Here is a 16,244-nt window from a genome sequence, read left to right on the forward strand (position 1 = left end):
GCCCGGATTAAAAGCAATCCCTTATAAACATTCCAATAGTTCTATCGCATAGAAAATATTTTCTGGTTATAAGAAACGTGACACTCAGTTACCGGCCCTGAGTTGCATGGCGTGAACCCGCATCCAGTCGGCCAGGGAATCGAAGGTGTGCTGCAGGCTTTTTCCAAGGGGCGTGATCCGGTATTCCACCCGAGGCGGTACCTGGGCATACACCGTGCGCGTCACCAGCCCGCGTTGCTCGAACAGGCGCAATTGTCGGGTGAGTTCTTTTTGGGTGATGGGCGATACCGCGCGCTGCAATTCGCTGAATCGCACCGGACAGTCCAGCACGATCAACCGATAAAGAATGGGAATCGCCCATTTGCCGGAAATCAGACTGACGAAATCCACCATTGGGCAGCCCGGTGCCGGGTCCTGCGAGGAGTCTGTCGAGTGACACATCAGTTGTTCAGTGTTCATGAGGATCAAATCCGTCCCTTGGTATCCAAAAGGTGCCTACTGGTCAAAGGATACTAACGCTCTGAGAATGGGTTCTCCAACTCATTGCAGGGACCAGGGACATGTCGAGGCTGAAGAACAAATACGCACTGATTACCGGTGGCACATCCGGTATTGGTCTTGAAACCGCTCGCCAGTTTTTGGCCGAAGGCGCAACGGTGGCAATCACCGGTCGCAGCGAAAGCGCATTGGCCGCCGCCAGGCAGGAACTGGGCGATGGCGTCCTGGCCATTCAAAGCGACGCGGGGAACACCGCTGGGCAGCAGGCACTGGCACAACAACTCGCCGAGGTGTGGCCGCGTCTGGATGTGCTGTTCGTCAATGCGGGCGACGTCACCCATCGCTCCATCGAGGATTGGGACGAAGCGGCGTGGGATCAACTCATGCGCACCAACCTCAAAGGCCCCTTTTTCCTGATCAAGGCCTTGCTGCCCTTACTGGCAAATCCCTCCTCGGTGATTCTGTGCGGGTCCGTCGCCGCCCGGATCGGTCTTGCCCAAAGCAGCACCTATGCCGCGAGCAAGGCCGGCTTGCTGTCACTGGCACGCACACTGTCAGGCGAGTTGATTGACCGTGGCATCCGCGTCAATGGATTGAGCCCCGGCCCGACCGAAACAGCGGCCCTGAGCAAACTCGGATTGCCCGCCGCAGAGCAGGAAGCGCTACGCGAAAGGATCAAGCAATTGGTCCCGATCGGGCGCCTGGGAACCTCCTGGGAACTGGCCAAGGCTGCCGTCTACCTGGCTTCGGACGAATCGACGTTTGTGGTGGGCACCGAATTGTTGGTCGATGGGGGTGTTGGCAATCTGTAGACGTTCGGCGCAAAGGATGCCTTATTGCCATCATGCGCAAGAAGTTGCGCAACTGACAGTGCGGGATTCAATGCAAAAGACCTACAGGCCTTTCCCACAAAGGCCTACAGCCAAGTGCGCAAGAAGTTGCGCACCACTGCGCAACTTCTTGCACAGATAGGTAAGTATTCCTACGCGAGAACGTAATAACCCCTACGTAATCAGGTAACAAATCCTTGTTTTATAAGGATTTTATCCTACATGGCACGGACCTTGATAACAGTTAGGCACCCACCGGGCGATATCGCCTCCCGGGCACCCTTAATTTTTAAGCAAGGAGCACACCCATGGCTACACCAGCGTACATGTCCGTCACTGGCGAAAAACAAGGTCTGATCACCGCCGGCGCATTCACCGCCGATTCGGTTGGCAACACTTATCAAGAAGGTCACGAAGACCAGGTCATGGTTCAGGCTTTCAGCCACGACGTGATCATCCCGCGTGACCCACAGTCCGGCCAACCAACCGGTCAGCGCGTTCACAAGCCAGTTGTGATCACCAAGGTCTACGACAAATCCTCGCCACTGCTGCAAGCCGCCCTGACTTCCGGCGAGCGCATGAGCGAAATCGTTATCCAGTGGTACCGCACTTCGGCTCAAGGTACCCAAGAGCACTACTACACCACCAAACTGGAAGACGCGATCATCGTCGCCATCAACAACAAGATGCACAACTGCCAGGACCCGTCGAACTCCCACTTCACTCACCTGGAAGAAGTGCAGTTCACCTACCGCAAAATCACCTGGACCCACGAAGTATCCGGTACTTCGGGTTCCGATGACTGGCGTCAACCAGTCGCTTAATCGCGGCTGACCGCTTCACGCATCGGCCAGCTCTGCTGGTCGATGTTGTTTACGCCTTTCCAGAATTTTGCGTCTGCTGATGCCTCAAGGTGTTGGCGAACGTAGCAAGCATGCACGAGGAACAAGGGATGTTCGCGCCGGCCAATCAGACTCACTTCGCCCTGACTATCGAAGGCCTTTCCAGCGATTTGCAGGTGCTGTCCTTGCAAGGTCGGGAGGCCATCAGCCAACCGTTCCTGTTTGAGGTGGAGCTGGTCAGTGAACAGCCGTCCCTGGACCTCGAAACCCTGCTGCACAAACCGGCCTTCCTGCAACTGTCGGCCGATGGCAGCGGCATTCATGGCCAGATCTACCGCGCCGCCCAGGGTGATTCAGGCAAGCGCCTGACCCGTTATTCGGTGACCCTGCGTCCGCAACTGTCCTACCTCGCGCACCGCATCAACCAGCGCATCTTCCAGAACCTCACGGTGCCGAAAATCATCGGCATGGTCCTCGAAGAGCATGGCATCCAAAGCAACGCCTACGCATTCAAGCTCGGGTCGATCTATCCCGAGCGCATCTATTGCGTTCAATACGATGAATCGGACCTGCATTTCATCCAGCGCCTGTGTGAAGAAGAAGGCATTCACTACCACTTCGAACACAGCGCCACCGCGCACAAGCTGGTGTTCGGCGATGACCAGACGGTGTTCCCGAAACTCGCGCCTGTGTCCTACCAGCAAGACTCCGGCATGGTCGCCACCCACCCGGTGATCAAGCGCTTCGACCTGCGCCTGGAAACCCGCACCAGCCGCACCACCCGCCGCGACTACGACTTCGAAAAACCGCGCATCACCCTCGAAGCGGAAAACCGTGGCGACGCCCTGCCCGACCTCGAAGACTACGATTATCCGGGGCGCTTCATCGACCGCGAACGCGGCAAGCACCTGGCTAAACGTGCCCTCGAACGTCACCGCAGCGACTTCCAGCTCGCCGAAGGCAAGAGCGATCAGCCGATATTGGTCAGCGGCCACTTCCTGGCCCTGACCGAGCACCCGAAGGCCAAGTGGAACGACCTGTGGCTGCTCACCGAAGTCCTTCACGAAGGCAAGCAGCCGCAAGTGCTGGAAGAGTCGGTGACCAGCGACACCACCGCGCTCAAGAGCGATTTCCACCAGGGCTATCGCAACCGCTTTCAGGCCACCCCGTGGGACGTGCCGAACCGCCCGCCGCTGAACCACCCCAAGCCGCGCATCCTCGGCAGCCAGAGCGCCGTGGTCACTGGCCCCAAGGGTGAGGAGATTCACTGCGACCCGTACGGACGCGTCAAAGTGCAGTTCCACTGGGACCGCGAAGGCCTGGCCGACGACAAGACCAGCTGCTGGCTGCGCGTCTCCTCGGCCTGGGCCGGCGCCCACTACGGCGGCATCGCCATCCCGCGCATCGGCATGGAAGTGCTGGTGTCGTTCCTTGAAGGCGACCCCGACCAGCCGCTGATCAGCGGCTGCCTGTACCACAAGGAAAACGTCGTCCCCTACGACCTGCCGGCGAACAAGACCCGCAGCACCTTCAAGAGCCTCAGCTCCCCCGGTGGCGGCGGTTTCAACGAACTGCGCATCGAAGACAAAAAGGGCCAGGAACAGATCTTCCTGCACGCCCAGCGCGACTGGGACGAGAACGTCGAGCACGACCAGAAAATCCGCGTCGGCAACGAACGCCACGACACCGTCGAGCAAAACAGCTACAGCGAATTCAAGGCCGAAGAACACCACACCGTCTACGCCGACCGCAAAGTCGAAGCCCAGGCGAACGACCACCTGACCGTCGGCGTGAATCAACACATCAAGATCGGCACCGGCCAGTTCATCGACGCCGGCCAGGAAATCCACCTGAGCAGCGGCATGAAGGTGGTGCTCGAAGCCGGCAGCGAACTGACACTCAAAGGCGGCGGCAGCTTCATCAAGATCGACGGCGTCGGCGTCACCCTGAGCGGCCCGGTGATCAACATGAACTCCGGCGGCAGCCCCGGCAGCGGCACCGACGCCGCACCGTTGATGCCCGGCCCGTTGAAACAGGCCGACGCCGACAAGGCCGGCGCCGTACTGACCCCGGCGCAGATCAATACGTTGAAACGTAATGCGCCGTTCTGTGAAGAGTGTGAGAAATGCAAGGCAGGTGCCTGTGCGATCTGATCTTTTGACCCCAAAAGCCTGGCTGGCAAACCAGCCATTGCACAGCGGCGAACGCCTGTACCTGATCATCAGCGCCGCCAGCGACGCCGATGCACTCAAGACCCTGTACCAGACCGACCCGACCGCCCAGGTCACACCGATCTGGGGCGGCACGCCGTACGCCAGCTGGCAACCGGTGATGCCCTACCTCGCCGAGCTGAAAACCAACTCGGCTTTTCTGCCGTGGATTGCCGAGACCGATGAACTGGATTGGGGCTGGCTGGCCGTGTCGCGCAGCGAACCCGAGGTGGTGCTGGAGCACCTGCGCAGCCTGACCCAGGTGAAGATGCCGGACGGCACCGAGGTGTTTTTCCGGTTCTGGGATGGGCGGCACATCTACCCGATTCTGGAAGGACTGGGAGCGGAGGCTGGGGAGATTTTGCCGGTGTTTGAGCGGTATCTGATTAACGGCCAAGGGCTGGAGGTGGGACCGAGGGCGGTGCCGAAGGCGAAGGACTGGCCGTGGTGGGAGGTGCCGCAGGGGTTGTTGGATGGGTTGGCGGAGAAAGATCATTCGACCGTCGTCGACAACCTGATGCAGTGGCTGGGTGAGGACTGCCCCGAACTGTTCTTCGCCTTCCCCGAAAACAACCTGCGCCACAAGGTCGAGCGCTTCGTGCGCCAACAACCCAATACAGAAGATATGGCAGAGCGTCTTGCTGCTGAGCTGACAAAGGAAGTCACGTCATGAATACCCCGATTGGTACTTTGGTCCTGCGCGTGCTGGACGCCAAAACCCCTGACGTGAGCCTGATTCTCAAGGATTTCAACAACTGCCTGAGTGACTACAAAGAGTGGGCCGACGGTTTCTGGACCGGCTGGGCACTGGACGTGGACCAGACCTTCAAGGTCGGCAACGAAGTCAGCATCACCAAGCGCAAGACCAGGACCGGCGCGGTTGAAACCTATGCCACCTGTCCGCTGGCCGGCGATTTCACCGTGATTCACATGTTCGACTCGGCGCGCTTCGTGCCGATCGGCAACACGCCCGTGCGCCTGGAGCCCGTCACCAAGGGCGTGGTTTACGACGACGTCACCGGCCCGGCCATTGAAACCACCATCGGTCCCAGCGGCATCAAGGTCATCGACGGTTGCAAGAAAGGCCAGATGTACCGCATCACCTTCTTTCCTAACGTGTCCCAGAGCGACGTCAAGGCTCTCTACGATTCCTACCAGGGCGTGATCGGCAAACTCAACGGCTGGTTGCAAAGCGAATGGTCGGGCAAGTTCCAGCCGCAGTGGGCCAGCTACTCGGCGGCTGACCGCATGGGCCGCTCGGTGATTCTGCTCAAGCGCGCAATGGAAGGCCTGGAGAAAGCCCTGCTCCGCCTGTGGGATGACATCAAAAGCCTGTTCGAACTGCTCGCCCACCCGAAGGAAAACGTCGAAAAGCTGCGCAAATACCTGTCGGACATCGAGATCGACAAACTGTATGCCGCGTCCAGGGAATCGATTGCTTCGGGCTTGTTGATCCTCAGCGACGAACCGCTGATGTTCATCTACGTCGCGGCAATCGTGGCGTGGGTCGGCATGCTGCCACCGCAAGTGGTTGTCGACGTGGTGAGCGCCATGGCGTCCGAGTTCCTGATCAACGTGGTGGTGGGTATCTGCCTGACCGGCGGTGCCGGTATCGCCGTGCGCGTGGGGACCAAGGCCCTGTCCACGGTCAAGTCCGGTGAGGCCCTCAAATACCTGGAAGACCTGGCCGCGACCCTGATGAAGTTGAGTGGCGAACACAGCTTGCCGGCCCACGCCGAGATTTCAAAACCGGTGATCGCCAGCGCCAAGAACGTGCCGATGAAGGCAACGAAAACGGCGTCGATCAAGATCGATGAAGCGGCAGCTAATGGTTCGAAGAATCATGTGCCGAAGACATCGGATACGCCGAAGCAGGAAGTGAAGGATGCGTCTTCGTTTCCGCGTAACAAGACCGAGCAGCAAACCAACCTTCAGCCCAAGGAAAAGGTTGACGACGTTTCTACTCAGTCGAAAACGCCGGACGATAAAAGCGCCACCAGCGCCGACAAGACCTGCACCAATAACTGCCCGGTTTCGATGGTGACAGGCGAAGAGTTGTTGACGCTGACAGACGGACAACTTGACGGGTTATTGCCTTTCAGCTGGACGCGCCTCTATCGCACCAGCGCCGCGGAAATCGATTGCGGCCTCGGTTACGGCTGGAGCCACGCACTGGCGCAACGGGTTGACATCAACGGCACCGAGGTCATCTGGACCGACCACGAAAACCGCGTCACCACCTTCCCGCTGCCGAGTGTGCAACGTCCGGCCATCACCAACAGTCTTTCGGAAGCGGCCATTTTCCTCGGCGCCGATCCGTCTGAACTGGTCCTCACCCAGGCCGGTGAAAAGGCGCAGTTCTACCATTTCCGCTACGACAGCAAAGGCGCCACGCTGATCGCCATCAGCGACCCGTACGAAAACCGTTTGCACATCACCCGCGACATTCACGGGCGCATCAAACGAGTCGACAACGGCGCCGGTCGCGCCCTCCTCGTGCGTTATGACCGCAAACACATTGTCGCCATCGACTACCAGCAATTCATCCCTGCTGACACTCTGGAAGATGCCTGGAGCACCGTCCAGACGCTGGTCACCTATACCTATGACGCCCAACAGCGGCTGATCGAAGCGAAAAACGCCGCCGGTGAAGCCGAGCGTTACGCCTACAACGATCAGAACGTGATTCTGGAACGGCAACTGGCCGGTGGTGCCAGTTTCTACTGGGAGTGGGAAAAGGAAGGCAAGTCAGCCCGCTGCATCCATCACTGGGCCAGCTTCTCGCAGATGGACGCGCGCTACGTCTGGGATGACAAGGGCAGCGTGACCGTCACCAATGCCGACGGCAGCGAAGAGATTTACACCCACGACGATCAGGCGCGGCTGGTGGCCAAGGTCGATCCGGACGGCGCCGAACACCTCAAGGCCTATGACGAAAAAGGCCGGTTGATCGCCGAGAAAGACCCGCTCGGCGCAGTCACCGAATATCAGTACAACGAGGCAGGACGTCTGGTCGCGGTGCTTCCACCGGAAGACGCACCGACCACCTACGAGTATTACAACGGCTTCGTGCGTGTCGTGAATCGCGGCTCGGCGAAGTGGATCTACTGGCGCAACGATCAGGGCGACATCACCGAGCAAGTCGATCCTGATGGCAACTCGACCCACTACAGCTACGACGCACAAGGACGCCTGCTGGAAGTTCGTCACCCGGACGGCAGCCGCCATCAACTGGGCTGGAACGGCCTCGGCCAGTTACTGGAAGAACGCCTGCCGGATGGCGGCCAACGCAAATATCGCTACGACGCCTTGGGCCGGCAGATTACCCGGCAGGCAGAAAGCGGCGCCATCACCCAGTACCAATGGGACGCCGCCAACCGCCTCGCGCAAATCACCCTGCCCGGCGGCGCCACCCGCGCCTTCACCTACAACCCCTACGGCCGTGTTACTGCCGAGCGGGATGAACTGGGCCGAGTCACCCGTTATGAATATGCCGATGGCCTGCACCTGGTCAGCCGCCGCATCAACCCTGATGGCGGCCAGTTGCGTTACCGCTATGACAACGCGCGACTGCTGCTGACCGGGATTGAAAACGAACGTGGCGAGCAGTATCACCTCGACTACTACGCCAATGGCCTGATCCGTCAGGAAACCGGTTTTGATGGTCGTCGCACCGCTTACGAATACGACCTCAACGGTCAACTGCTGAAGAAAACCGAATTCGGCGACGACGACAGCGAACTGGTCACCGAATACCAGCGCGATGCCGCTGGCCGTCTGTTGGTGAAAACCCTGCCTGATGGCGAGGAAATTCACTACAGCTACGACGCGCTTGGGCGCCTGGTGAACGTCGACGACGGACACTGGCCGCTGGCCTACGAATACGACCTGCAAGACCGCCTGATCACTGAACACCAAGGCTGGGGCACCACCCGTTACGAGTACGACAAACTCGGCCAACTGAGTCACTGCCGCCTCCCCGACGGCAGCAAACTCGATTATCGCCATCAGTCCGGTGGCCGCCTGAGCAGCATCGACCTCAACGGCTCGCGCCTGACCACCCACCAGTTCAGCGCCGGTCGTGAACAGCAGCGCCAACAAGGTCTGTTGCTCAGCCAATACCAATACGATGAACAAGGCCGCCTGCAAGCTCACAGCGTTGGCCAGCAGGATCGCAACCTGTTCCAGCGTCGCTACGCTTACGATGCCAATGGCAACCTCGCCGGCATCGACGACAGCCGCAAAGGCAACCGCAGTTACCACTACGACCCGCTCGACCGGCTGATCAACGTACGTGGCGCGATCCCGGAAAGTTTTGCCCACGACCCGGCAGGCAACTTGTTGGGCCCAGGCGACCAACCCGCCGCCAACCTGGCCAATGTCAAAGGCAACCGCTTGCTGATGCAGGGCGACCGGCATTACGACTATGACGCCTATGGCAATCTGGTTCGTGAGCGGCGTGGCACCGGGCAGAAACTCGTCACCGAATACCGCTACGACTGCCAGCACCGATTGATCGGCGTCAGCCTGCCGGGCGGCAGTACCGCGTCCTACAAGTACGACGCCTTCGGCCGCCGCATCGCCAAAGCCGTCGACGGCCACACCACCGAATTTCTGTGGCAAGGCGAACGCCTGATCGCCGAAAGCGGCAACAACCGCTATCGCACGTACATCTATGAACCGGGCACCTTCCGCCCGCTGGCGATGCTCGATGGCGAAGGCCCGCTCAAGGCCGAGCCGTTCTACTACCAACTCGACCACCTCGGCACCCCGCAGGAACTCACCGACTACAGCGGCGAGATCATATGGTCGGCGAAATACCGGGCCTACGGCAACCTCGCTACGCTGGACGTCGCCGAAATCGACAACCCGCTGCGCTTCCAGGGTCAGTATTACGATGCCGAGACGGGCTTACATTACAACCGGCATCGCTACTACAATCCAGGCACTGGACGGTTTTTGACGCCGGATCCGATCAAGCTTGCGGGTGGGTTGAATAACTACCAGTACGTACCTAACCCTACGGGGTGGGTGGATCCGTTGGGGTTAGCTTCTAATGAGTGTGACCCTCCCGAGGTGGATGCGAGTGGCCGACCGAAATCTAGCCCTCACTACAGCGTCGCTTATGAGGCTACATTGGAAAAAGATGTCCACTATCCTGGAAGAAGCGACCTGTCTCACTTCCAAGAGGGCAACAAACAGCTTTATAACTCGATGAACAGTGATCCAATTTACAAAGACCACATGGAAAGCGCATACCCTGGAATTTACGAGAAAGTTAGCCCAGGTCCCAAGGGGGCCCATGCGAGGTCAAAACCACACCCTCTTTTAACTTGGCACCATGACGCCTATCGTGAGGGTGTTTTGCAACTCATTCCAACGGCTCAGCACAGGTCCGGGGGAGTGGTTGCAGATGTTCTCCATCCAGGTCAAAAAGGCGGGATGGAAATTTGGGGTGGCGGTCGAAAATAAATGGGGAGCCAAATGAGAAATAGAAAATTTGCTGATGTCCTTTCTGACGCTGAAAACCTAGGCTGGGAAGACGCACTCTATTTGCCAAAAGACAAAGAAAAATGGGATTTGAATTGCGAAGCAATTATCGAGAATCCAGACAACTTCGAAGATTACGATGCTGACGATAATCCTGTAGAAATGTCGAAAATCAACTACAGGTATGTATTACTTTGCGATGACCTATCATCCATTATAAAAAATCTACGAGAGCAGGATAGCTCTTTCGATTTAGACATGGCATACAAAGCCTTTATTCATTACTTTGAAAATGACGGCTTTATTAAATTGAATCCATAAAGTTCATATATAAACGGAGTGAATTTACTTTTGGCGTCTAGAAAGTAAATCCGAGTTGCTATTGGTTGCGAAGGTACAACAAAGCATGATGTCCGCTTTGGGTGGGAAGCCGCCGGTCGCGAATGACCGGAACCGCCCCATTGCCGCCTTTCACGGACGGCGGATATCGGCCAGATGCAGCCTGCCACGACCGTTCATTACTGGCTGGATCGTGAGATTCAAGCTCCCTCTGCTGATGAAAACGTGTTAAATCGAGTTTACATATCTGAGTGCAAGGCATCGCAAGGAGAAACATGAAATACGACGATGCTCGTTGGCACTATGCTGGAGACTTTCCAGCGGACCAACCACAAGAGCAAGGCGGCACGCACATCGCGCTCTTCCTAAAATGGTGTTTTGTCAAAGGCTGGGCTGGAGATCTTCACATTCAGGAAGAGCCTCAAGATGTCTCGAATGTAATTAGCGGTAAGCTCTCTGCCACCGAATTTTACACGATGGCAGAGACAACTGGCTCTGTTTCTACAAAGAGAACGGAGTCGGTAAATTCCTGGAAATCGACAAAACAATGTCCCACCCAATGACCAACCACGAAGTGCTCAAGCATTGCGAGTCCTGGCTATCCGGCCTCACCCATTCCCCCCTACAACTCATTGATCTTTCCCCCCACACCCAGTAAAAAACCCTCTCCCCTTTGCGCCGTGCAAGGAGCACCGGATGCTCACCCTCAACACCGAACGCCTCCACCTGCGCACCCTGGTCGAATCCGACTGGCCGCTGTTCCTGCGGCTGCATTCCGAACCGCAAACCATGCAATTCGTATTCGGCGAGATTGCCGAGGAACAGGTGCGCAAGGGGTTTGATCACCGCCTCCCGGCGTGGGGGCCGCAGTCGGATCATTGGTTGTGTCTGGTGGTGGTCGACAAGGCGAATGAGCAGGATCTGGGGGTCAGTGGTTTTCGGATTTTGTCGCCGGGGCATGCGGAGGTGGGGTGTCTGTTGTTGCCGGAGTATCAGGGCAAGGGGTTTGGTACAGAGTCGCGGCGGGCGATCATTGATTATGCCGCGGCCATCGGGCTGGACTCGCTGGAGTCGACTGTGACTGACGGCAATATCGCGTCCTGCAAGGTGTTGGAGAAATGCGGTTTTGTGTTTGAGCGGCGTGTGCCGCAGGCCTATCAAATTGGTGATCGGTGGTTTGATGATCTGATCTACCGCTATCAAATCACCTGATGTGGCCGCTTTGCCGCCGTCAACGCTGTCCCTGTGCTCGACCGAACAAGCTGGTCTTTACTCCCTGTGACCTGGACCCTGGAGCCCCGATACCGTGAATCCCTATCAATGCCTGCCACCCCGCGCCTTCTGGCGCACTGCCGTCGCCGACAAGGCCGCGTCGCAGATCAGTGATCTGTGGACACCCGAATTCGAGATCGGCAGCAAGGATGTCATCGTCACTGCCGGCTCCTGTTTTGCCCAGCACATTGGCCGGGCGCTAGTGGCGCGGGGCATGAACTGGCTGGATGCTGAGCCGGCTCCTGCTGATCTGCCGCAAGCGGAATATAAGGCCCGTAACTACGGGGTGTTTTCTTTCCGCACCGGCAATTTGTATACGCCGGCGATGCTCCGTCAGTGGCTCGAATGGGCGCTGGATGTGTGTCCGCCACCGACCGAAACCTGGCGCCATGACGGGCGATTTTTTGATCCGTTTCGGCCAGCGGTCGAGCCTGAGGGCTTTGCCAGTGAGCAGGCGCTGTTCGCCTCGCGCGATGCCACGCTGGCGGCCATACGCACGGCCATCAGCCGCGCCAAGGTGTTTGTGTTTACCCTGGGTTTGACCGAAGCCTGGGAGCATCGCCGCACCTCGCTGCTGTATCCGGTGTGCCCTGGCACCGTGCGCGGCAGCTTCGATCCGCAGGTTCATGGTTTTCGCAATTTCGGTTTTCTCGACACTTATCGGGAGATGGTCAAGGCGCTGGAGCTGATGCGTTCGGTGAACCCGCAACTGCGACTGTTGCTCACCGTTTCGCCAGTGCCACTGACCGCAACCGCCACCGGTCAGCATGCGCTGAGTGCTACGACCTACTCGAAATCGGTACTGCGCGCCGTCGCCGGGCAGTTGTGTGAAGACCTGCCCGACGTCGATTATTTTCCGTCCTACGAAATCATCACCGGCACGCCGTTCAAGGGCGACTTCTACCAGCCCAATCAACGGGAAGTCACGCCTGAGGGTGTGGCGTTCGTCATGCAGCAGTTTTTCGCCGGGCTTGAACCCACTCACGTGGTCGAGACGCCGTGCACCGCCCCCACCCTGCCCCTGTCCAGAGAGGACCTTGTTTGTGAAGACGCCGTACTCGACTACTACGCCTAGATTTCTGCTGCTGGGCGACTCCCATGCCGGCGTGATCGGCAAGGCGGCGAAGGCCCGTGAGGTGCCGTTCGGCGGCGGTCCGTTGGGGGCCGGCCGGGATTTTGGGGTCGACTTCTTTAGTCTGGCGCCGGATGACGTGATTTTTCGGGATGGGGAGATGGAGCGGCTGTATCGCCAAGCGCTGGAGCAACTTGAGGTGCCGCGATTGGGGCAAGTCTCGGTGCCGCTGGTGAGTACCATCGGCTTGAGCCTGCACTATCTCGCTACCGCGCCGAACTGGAGCTGCTATCAGACGCCGGACGGTGAATTCGACAACGGATTTCTTGAGGGGCCGCTGTTTGAATCCATCATCGACACCCTGTCCCGGCCTGCATTGGCCTTCTATGAGCAGGCGCTTGCGATGAAGCTCAAGGTGTTCGCCGCGCTGCCGCCGCAGCGGGTGCCCGATATGTCCAATGCGCGGGTGTTCATGGCCGCGCAGAGACTGCTGATTGAGCGGTTGCAGGGGCTGGGTATCGAGCTGATTGATGTACGTGAAGCGGCGAATGATGACCGTGGCTTTCAGCGGGCGGCGTATTGCGAAGTGGATGATCCGTTGCATGGCAATGTTGCGTTTGGTGGGTTGATTGTTGAAGAGCTGCTGAGTCGCGGCTTGTAGAGACTGTACGTCAGGATGCAAAACCTGTGGAAGCGCGCCTGCTCGCGAAGGCGCCGTGTCAGTCGCCACCATTGCCCAATGACCCACCGCTATCGCGGGCAAGCCCGGCTCCCACAGTTGATCTTCTGTGAACACAAAATTGGCGCTCGACAGCGATCCAGTGTGGGAGCGGGCTTGCCCGCGATGGGGCCGTGTCAGTCACCATCATTGCTGATGACCCACCGCTATCGCGGGCAAGCCCGGCTCCCACAGTTGATCTTCTGTGAACACAAAATTGGCGCTCGATAGCGGTCCACTGTGGGAGCGGGCTTGCCCGCGATGGGGCCGTGTCAGTCACCATCCCTGCTGAATGACCCACCGCTATCGCGGGCAAGCCCGGCTCCCACAGTTGATCTTCTGTGAACACAAAATTGGCGCTCGACAGCGATCCAGTGTGGGAGCGGGCTTGCTCGCGATGGGGCCGTGTCAGTCACCATCCCTGCTGAATGACACACCGCTATCGCGGGCAAGCCCGGCTCCCACAGGTGATCTTCAGTGAACACAACACTGGCGTTCGGCAACGATCCAGTGTGGGAGCGGGCTTGCTCGCGATGGGGCCGTGTCAGTCACCATCCTTACTGATGACCCACCGCTATCGCGGGCAAGCCCGGCTCCCACAGTTGATCTTCAGTGAACACAACATTGGCGCTCGACAGCGATCCACTGTGGGAGCGAGCTTGCTCGCGATGGGGAAGTGTCAGTCACCATCATTGCCCAATGACCCACCGCCATCGCGGGCAAGCCCGGCTCCCACAGTTGATCTTCAGTGAACACAAAATCGGCGTTCAACCACGATCCACTGTGGGAGCGGGCTTGCCCGCGATGGGGCAGTATCAGTCACCATCCCTGCTGAATGACCCACCGCTATCGCGGGCAAGCCCGGCTCCCACAGTTGATCTTCAGTGAACACAACATTGGCGCTCGACAGCGATCCAGTGTGGGAGCGGGCTTGCTCGCGATGGGGCAGTGTCAGTCACCATCCTTGCTGAATGACCCACCGCTATCGCGGGCAAGCCCGGCTCCCACAGGGGATTTTCAGTGAACACAAAATTGGCGTTCGGCAGCGATCCAGTGTGGGAGCGGGCTTGCCCGCGATGGGGCCGTGTCAGTCACCATCGTTGCCCAATGACCCACCGCTATCGCGGGCAAGCCCGGCTCCCACAGTTGATCTTCTGTGAACACAAAATTGGCGCTCGACAGCGATCCAGTGTGGGAGCGGGCTTGCTCGCGATGGGGCAGTATCAGTCACCATCCCTGCTGAATGACCCACCGCTATCGCGGGCAAGCCCGGCTCCCACAGTTGATCTTCTGTGAACACAAAATTGGCGCTCGACAGCGAGCCAGTGTGGGAGCCGGGCTTGCCCGCGATGGGGCAGTATCAGTCACCATCCTTGCTGATGACCCACCGCTATCGCGGGCAAGCCCGGCTCCCACAGGTGATCTTCAGTGAACACAAAATTGATGTTCGACACTGATCCAGTGTGGGAGCGAGCTTGCCCGCGATGGGGCCGTGTCAGCCACCATCATTGCCCAATGACCCACCGCTATCGCGGGCAAGCCCGGCTCCCACAGTTGATCTTCTGTGAACACAAAATTGGCGCTCGACAGCGATCCAGTGTGGGAGCGGGCTTGCCCGCGATGGGGCCGTGTCAGTCACCATCGTTGCCAAATGACCCACCGCTATCGCGGGCAAGCCCGGCTCCCACAGTTGATCCTCAGTGAACACAACATTGGCGTTCGACAGAGATCCCGTGTGGGAGTCGGGCTTGCCCGCGATGGGGCAGTGTCAGTCACCATCATTGCCAAATGACCCACCGCTATCGCGGGCAAGCCCGGCTCCCACAGTTGATCTTCTGTGAACACGAAATTGGCGTTCGATAGCGATCCACTGTGGGAGCGGGCTTGCTCGCGATGGGGCCGTGTCAGTCACCATCCTTGCTGATGACCCACCGCTATCGCGGGCAAGCCCGGCTCCCACAGTTGATCTTCAGTGAACACAAAATTGGCGCTCGACAGAGACCCCGTGTGGGTGCGGTGGCTTCAAGGCTGTGGCCGTGTTCCCAGGATCGTCACGCGTTCGCCGTACCGCGAATGCGGGAAATAATCCCAGACGGCGTGGTGCTGGGTGCAGCGGTTGTCCCAGAACACCAGGGTGTTGGGCGCCCAGCGTACTCGGCAACTGAGGACTGGTTCGCGGGCCACCAGGTCGAACAGCATGTTCAGCAGCATCTGGCTCTCGCCCCCGGACAGTTGCACGATGTGCGAGGTAAATCCGGAGTTGACGAACAGCGACTTGCGCCCGGTTTCCGGGTGCCGGACCACCACCGGGTGTTCGGTCTTGGGCAGGTTGGCGGGTGGCTGATAGCCCTTCCATGGAATCTCGCCGTCATGGATAGCGGTCAACTCACCGAGAAACTGCTGCATCGCAGGCGACAGCATTTCAATCGCCAGGTGCATGTTGGCGAACAGCGTATCGCCACCGGTGCCGATGGCCGGGGTTTCCTTGACGTACAGCATCGATCCCAAGGACGGCGCCACATCAGCCGTGCCGTCGGTGTGCCAGGTTTCGCCGGCGACGTAGCGCGACTGCGCGTTGGCGCGGATCACCACCAGTTCCGGGTCGTCGCCGTCAATATCCTCCACCGGCAAGGCCCGCAGCTCGCCGAACAGGCGGCCAAAGGCTTTGTGCTGTTCTACCGTCAGGTGCTGGTCGCGGAACACCAGTACGTGGTTCTCCAGAAAAGCGCGGCGGATTTCTGCAAGCTGTTCTTCGTTCAGCGGCTGCGACAGGTCAACGCCGCTGACCTCGGCGCCGATGATCGGCGTGATGCGGTCAACGGCGATGCTGTGATAGGGCGCGCGTCGTTCAGCGGCGATACGCTCGATTGCCTTGAGTGCCAATTGATCCATGTTCCCTCATCCTGTTTTTTTAGGTGTCGTGCACCACACACGTGCTTCAGTCGGTACGCAGAACCTGTGGGAGCGAGCCTG

Annotated in this window: 12 protein-coding genes; 10 read left to right on the forward strand and 2 right to left on the reverse strand. The window is 59.0% G+C overall.

All coding sequences use genetic code 11. From position 1 onward, the window contains the following. Positions 1-84: 84 nt before the first annotated feature. Positions 85-459, reverse strand: a complete 375-nt coding sequence (locus POF45_RS02825; RefSeq protein ID WP_259502820.1) for a winged helix-turn-helix transcriptional regulator — start codon at positions 457-459, stop codon at positions 85-87. 101 nt (positions 460-560) lie between these two features. Between POF45_RS02825 and POF45_RS02830 the strand changes: the two genes are divergently transcribed. From POF45_RS02830 to POF45_RS02875, 10 genes are all read left to right on the forward strand, one after another. Then, on the forward strand, positions 561-1,310 hold the full coding sequence (locus POF45_RS02830; RefSeq protein WP_259502819.1) for an SDR family oxidoreductase: 750 nt from the start codon (positions 561-563) through the stop codon (positions 1,308-1,310). Between the two features lie 326 nt (positions 1,311-1,636). Beyond that, positions 1,637-2,152: an Hcp family type VI secretion system effector gene (locus POF45_RS02835; protein ID WP_123434591.1), complete on the forward strand. Its 516-nt coding sequence runs from the start codon at positions 1,637-1,639 to the stop codon at positions 2,150-2,152. Between the two features lie 128 nt (positions 2,153-2,280). Next, complete coding sequence (locus tag POF45_RS02840; protein WP_282315991.1) at positions 2,281-4,323, forward strand: type VI secretion system Vgr family protein; 2,043 nt, start codon at positions 2,281-2,283, stop codon at positions 4,321-4,323. Then, a complete protein-coding gene (locus tag POF45_RS02845) occupies positions 4,268-5,053 on the forward strand; it encodes a DUF4123 domain-containing protein (protein WP_431978585.1) in 786 nt (261 codons plus the stop codon). Before POF45_RS02840 ends, POF45_RS02845 begins: the two co-directional genes overlap by 56 nt. Then, positions 5,050-9,852: an RHS repeat-associated core domain-containing protein gene (locus tag POF45_RS02850; protein WP_282314989.1), complete on the forward strand. Its 4,803-nt coding sequence runs from the start codon at positions 5,050-5,052 to the stop codon at positions 9,850-9,852. The genes POF45_RS02845 and POF45_RS02850 overlap by 4 nt, the downstream gene beginning before the upstream one ends. A 12-nt stretch (positions 9,853-9,864) precedes the next feature. Beyond that, complete coding sequence (locus tag POF45_RS02855) at positions 9,865-10,191, forward strand: DUF7716 domain-containing protein (protein ID WP_282314990.1); 327 nt, start codon at positions 9,865-9,867, stop codon at positions 10,189-10,191. Between the two features lie 293 nt (positions 10,192-10,484). Next, positions 10,485-10,772, forward strand: coding sequence for a DUF7832 domain-containing protein (locus tag POF45_RS02860; protein ID WP_282314991.1), 288 nt, complete (start codon positions 10,485-10,487; stop codon positions 10,770-10,772). A gap of 133 nt (positions 10,773-10,905) precedes the next feature. After that, positions 10,906-11,421, forward strand: a complete 516-nt coding sequence (locus tag POF45_RS02865; RefSeq protein ID WP_259502814.1) for a GNAT family N-acetyltransferase — start codon at positions 10,906-10,908, stop codon at positions 11,419-11,421. Positions 11,422-11,515: 94 nt separating this feature from the next. After that, positions 11,516-12,556 carry a GSCFA domain-containing protein gene (locus tag POF45_RS02870; protein WP_282314992.1) on the forward strand — a complete coding sequence of 347 codons (1,041 nt, stop codon included), beginning with the start codon at positions 11,516-11,518 and terminating at the stop codon, positions 12,554-12,556. Further along, positions 12,525-13,214 (forward strand): hypothetical protein, encoded by a 690-nt coding sequence (locus tag POF45_RS02875; protein WP_259502812.1) that lies wholly within the window; start codon positions 12,525-12,527, stop codon positions 13,212-13,214. The genes POF45_RS02870 and POF45_RS02875 overlap by 32 nt, the downstream gene beginning before the upstream one ends. A 2,079-nt stretch (positions 13,215-15,293) precedes the next feature. On the opposite strand, the gene POF45_RS02880 is transcribed toward POF45_RS02875, so the two are convergent. Continuing rightward, entirely contained in the window at positions 15,294-16,163 is an 870-nt protein-coding gene (locus tag POF45_RS02880) for a TauD/TfdA dioxygenase family protein (protein WP_282314993.1), read from the reverse strand. Between the last annotated feature and the right edge of the window lie 81 nt (positions 16,164-16,244).

Source organism: Pseudomonas fungipugnans (genome assembly GCF_029955235.1).
GTDB lineage: Bacteria > Pseudomonadota > Gammaproteobacteria > Pseudomonadales > Pseudomonadaceae > Aquipseudomonas > Aquipseudomonas fungipugnans.